At 68.3% G+C, this 4651-nt stretch carries 3 protein-coding genes; 1 reads left to right on the forward strand and 2 read right to left on the reverse strand.

From position 1 onward, the window contains the following. Both ACEN88_RS24710 and ACEN88_RS24715 read right to left on the reverse strand, forming a co-directional pair. A partial coding sequence (locus tag ACEN88_RS24710) for a hypothetical protein (protein WP_413343937.1) occupies window positions 1–673 on the reverse strand: 673 nt, incomplete at its 3' end. 13 nt (window positions 674–686) lie between these two features. Continuing rightward, window positions 687–2858 (reverse strand): phosphocholine-specific phospholipase C, encoded by a 2172-nt coding sequence (locus ACEN88_RS24715; protein WP_413343938.1) that lies wholly within the window; start codon window positions 2856–2858, stop codon window positions 687–689. A gap of 197 nt (window positions 2859–3055) precedes the next feature. Between ACEN88_RS24715 and ACEN88_RS24720 the strand changes: the two genes are divergently transcribed. Next, a partial coding sequence (locus ACEN88_RS24720; protein WP_413343940.1) for a PHA/PHB synthase family protein occupies window positions 3056–4651 on the forward strand: 1596 nt, incomplete at its 3' end.

Consider the following 4651-nt stretch of genomic DNA (forward strand, 5'->3'; position numbering starts at 1 on the left):
ATGCTGGGCTGGTCGCGCCGGTCAAGACGCCCAGCATGCCGAGGCCCAGCGCGAACACCGCCGCCATGCCGGGTTCCGGCACGTCGCCCGCCGGCGGCGCCCGCAGGACGAACGACAGGTTGTCCGCATAGCCATCGTTGTCGCCCGAGACGAGCCGCTCCATCGACAGCCAGAACGACAGCTTGCGGGTGCCCGTCGGCACGAAACCGTCGGTCTCGCGGAACATCAGGCCGGTCTGGTCGTTGCGGTCCTGCGGCGTCACGGGGCCGAGCACCGAGTTCCCGACTTCGTTGTCGAATTCGTCGAGGAACTGCACGTAGAACAGCGCGTTGTCGCCCTGGTCCTGCCAGCCGCCGAGCCAGCCGGTCAGCGAATAGGCGATCGTGCCGGACGTCGCCGTGCCGAAGTCCAGCGTCTGCCAGCCGACGGCATACTGGCCGAACCCGGCGAACATCCTGTTGCCGCGGTCCGCCGGTCCCGGCTGCGTGGGCAGCACCCAGTTGCTGCCGTAGTCCACGGACTGGAACGCGCTGTAGCCCGCGTAGCCGGTCCAGCCGGCGAGGCCGGCTTCGGCATCGCCGTTGACGACGAGGTTGCTGCCGTAGACGACGGCGGCCTGGCCGTTGCATGCCGCCGCGAGCAGCGCGGCGGCCATGAGGAAGCGAACATGCATGGACATCTCCTGATCAAACGATACGATACTGGTCGAGTTGCGCCGCGCCCCGCATCGCCGGATCGCTGATCGACGGCAGGCCGTTTTCCAGGTGGCCGGCGAAGCGCCGCAGCCAGCCCGGCATGCCGTTGACACGCGCCGCGTAGTCGTACCAGTTGGCGGTCTGCGCCAGCGACAGGCGCAACGTGCTGCGCGAGCGCGCGGGCACGCGCACGTCGGGGATCCGCATCGTCGTGTACTTGTTGGCGATGAGCTGGAAGGTGCATGGCTGGCCGCCGTTGTTCACGAAGTCGACGACGAGCTCTCCGGCCCGGCGGTCGGCGCGCACGACCACTTCCGGCAACGGGGCGTCCGCGGTGCGGCGCACGTCGCCCGCGACATGGCGGTGGAAGCCGTTCGGTCCCAGCACCCACAGGTCGTAGCCGGCGCCCGTCGTCCAGCGGCCCGTCAACTGCTTGCCCGCTTCGACCGTGTAGCGGCGCGGGACCTGGTCCAGGGCCAGGCGGTCGTACACGTGGAACACGGCACCGGCTTCACCGGCATTCTCGAACGTGAGATCGACCAGGCCGCCGGTCGCGGACACCTGCGCCTGCACCTGCAATTCGTACGGCAGCGCACGGGCCGGCCGCACGCCGGCGGCCTGCACGGGGGCCGACAGGGCCGTCGGGATCGCCGGGACCTTGGTGCTGCCCAGGCTCAGCGCCAGCGCGCGCCGCGCGGCCGTATCGGGCAAGGCGGCCGCGCTGTCGTTCGGGTTCACGAAATCGAAGCAGGACAGCAGGTTGCCGCTCACGGCACGCCGCCACGGGCTGATGAGCGGCTCGCGCACGCCGAAGCGCGCCTCGATGAAGCGGACGATCGACGAGTGGTCGAACACCTGCGAATTGACCCAGCCGCCCTTCGTCCACGGCGAGATGACGTACAGCGGCACGCGCGGACCCAGGCCATACGGACGGTGCAAGGTGCGCGCGTCGGCGCCGTTGAGGATGTGGTGGTATTCGCCGGTCGTGTCGACGGTCGATGCGCCCGCGAGCCGGGCCTGCGCCGGATCGGGGCTGTACGTCGTGTACGACGGGACGGCCGGCGGCGGCATGTGGTCGAAGAAACCGTCGTTCTCGTCGAAGTTGATGATGAAGACCGTCTTGCTCCAGCTCTCCGGATTGGCCGTCAGCGCATCGAGCACCCGCGCGATGTAGTCGGCGCCCGACGCGGGGCTCGATGGCCCCGGGTGCTCGGACCCTTCGGCGGTGGCGACGACCCAGCTCACCTGCGGCAGCCGGTTGGCCAGCACGTCCGCCTTCAGCAGGTCGAGATCGCGCGTGCTCACGCCGCGGCTGCGCAGCGACGGCGAATAGCCCGGCCGCTGGTACCACGCGTTGCGGAACGAACGGAAGCCGGCCAGCGAATTGTCGGTGAAGTTGTCCGCCATGTTCTGGTAGACCTGCCAGCTGATCCCGGCCGCTTCCAGGCGCTCGGGATACGTCGTCCAGCGGTAGTCGGTGTTCGGGTCCGGATTGAAATCGTCGTGGCTGTTGTCGGTCGACGGACCGCCCGCGGCGCCCAGCGGGTCGTTATGGCCGGTGAACAGGAACAGGCGGTTCGTGTTGGTGCCGGTCTGCGTCGCGCAATGATAGTGATCGCAGATCGTGAAGGCGCGGGCGAGCGCGAACTGGAACGGCACGTCGGCCTCGGCGTAATAGCCCAGCGCATGGTTCTGCTTCACGGTACACCAGTCGTTCATGCGGCCGTGGTCCCACGCCAGCTGCGCATCCAGCCACGCGTGCGGCGTGCCGGCCACGCGCATGACCGGGAAATCCTGCACGGTATTCAGGCGGAACGGCGCGATGGCGCGGCTCTGCGGCCAGTTCGGACGCCCCGGCACCGGCGCGCCGCCGACGGTCTGCTGCACGAAGACCGTCTTGCGGTTGAAGAGGTTCCGCCGGTCCATCACGGGAATCGGGAACGGATCGCCGAATCCCCGCACGCCTTCCAGCGTGCCGAAATAATGGTCGAAGCTGCGGTTCTCCTGCGTCAGCACGACGATGTGCTCGACGTCCTGCAGGCTGCGGGTGCGCTGGTTGGCCGGCAGGGCCAGCGCCTTCTGGATCGCGGGCGGGAAGGAAGCGAGGACGGCACTGGCGCCGCCGGCCTGCGCCAGCGTGCGGAGGAAGCCGCGGCGGCTCATGCGTGCACCATCGGCGCGGGAAACGCGAGATCGAAAGATTGCATTTGAATGTTCCAGGTTAATTATTGGAAATACACCTCATGCTCAACAAGGCTTCAGCGTAGGCATCGATGATGAAATGTTGATGACAAGTTAATTTTTCGAAGTTTTGATCTGGATCAACGATCTCACCTCGATCAAACCGGTAAGGTGGGCCCATGGACAAGTTCAACCCGCCGCCGGCCGACCCCTGGGCCGACATCGAACCGCCTACCGTGACCGACCGCCTGCTGCACGCGGCCCTGGGCCGCATGACGTCCGGCATTTCGCCCGCCGCGCTGGCGCTCGCGTGGATGGACTGGAGCCTGCACCTGGCGCAATCGCCGGGAAAATGGGCCCGGCTGTGCGACAAGGCCTTGCGCAAGGCCGGCCGTTTCGGCGACTACGCCGCGCGTGCCGCCGCCGGACCGGCGGCACCCTGCATCCAGCCATTGCCGCAGGACCGCCGCTTCGACGGCGCCGCGTGGCAGCGGTGGCCGTTCAACGTGATCCAGCAAGGCTTCCTGCTCAACCAGCAGTGGTGGCACAACGTCACGACCGGCATCGGCGGCGTCGCGCCGCACCACGAACAGGTCGTATCGTTCGTCGCGCGCCAGCTGCTCGACATGATGTCGCCCGTGAACTACGTCGCGACGAATCCCGAGGTGCTGCAGGCCACGGCGCAACAGGGCGGCATGAATTTCTCGAAGGGGGCGGCGCACTTCGCGGACGACTGGTGGCGCCTGCTGACGGGCCGCCAGCCGGCCGGCGCCGAAGACTTCGTGCCGGGCCGCCAGGTGGCCGTCACGCCCGGCCGGGTCGTCCTGCGCAACCGGCTGATGGAGCTGATCCAGTACGCACCCGCGACGGCCGACGTGCATGCGGAACCCGTGCTGATCGTGCCCGCGTGGATCATGAAGTACTACATCCTCGACCTGTCGCCGCACGATTCGCTCGTGAACTACGTCGTCGGGCGCGGCCACACCGTCTTCATGATCTCGTGGCACAACCCGGGCGACGCGGACCGCGATCTCGGCATGGACGACTACCTGCACCTGGGCGTGCTCGCCGCGCTCGATGCCGTCACCGCCATCGTCCCCGACCGGCGCGTCAACGCCGCCGGCTACTGCCTGGGCGGCACCCTGCTCGCGATCGCCGCCGCGTACCTGGCGGGCCGGCGCGACGCGCGCCTGCAATCGCTCACGCTGCTCGCCGCCCAGACGGATTTCACGGAGCCGGGCGAGCTGTCGCTGTTCATCGACGACAGCGAACTGGATTTTTTGGAAGATATCATGTGGCGCCAGGGCTACCTGCAGACGCGCCAGATGGCCGGCGCCTTCCAGCTGCTGCGCTCCAACGACCTCGTGTGGTCGCGCATCGTCAACGACTACCTGCTCGGCCAGCGCCCGCCGATGAACGACCTGATGGCGTGGAACGCGGACGCCACGCGCATGCCGTACCGGATGCACAGCGAATACCTGCGCCGGCTGTTCCTGAAGAACGACCTGTTCGAGGGTAGGTACCGCATCGACGGCAGGCCCGTGGCGCTGGCCGACATCCGCGCGCCGCTGTTCGTCGTCGCCACCGAATCGGACCACGTGGCGCCGTGGAAGTCCGTCTACAAGATCAACCTCGTGGCCGACGCCGACGTCACGTTCGTGCTCACGAGCGGCGGCCATAACGCGGGCATCGTCAGCGAACCGGGGCACCGCGGCCGGCACTACCGCCTCGCGCGCCGCAGCGACGGCGCCACGTACGTCGCCCCGGACGACTGG

Source organism: Massilia sp. CT11-108 (assembly GCF_047302915.1).
Classification (GTDB): domain Bacteria; phylum Pseudomonadota; class Gammaproteobacteria; order Burkholderiales; family Burkholderiaceae_D; genus Telluria; species Telluria orientalis.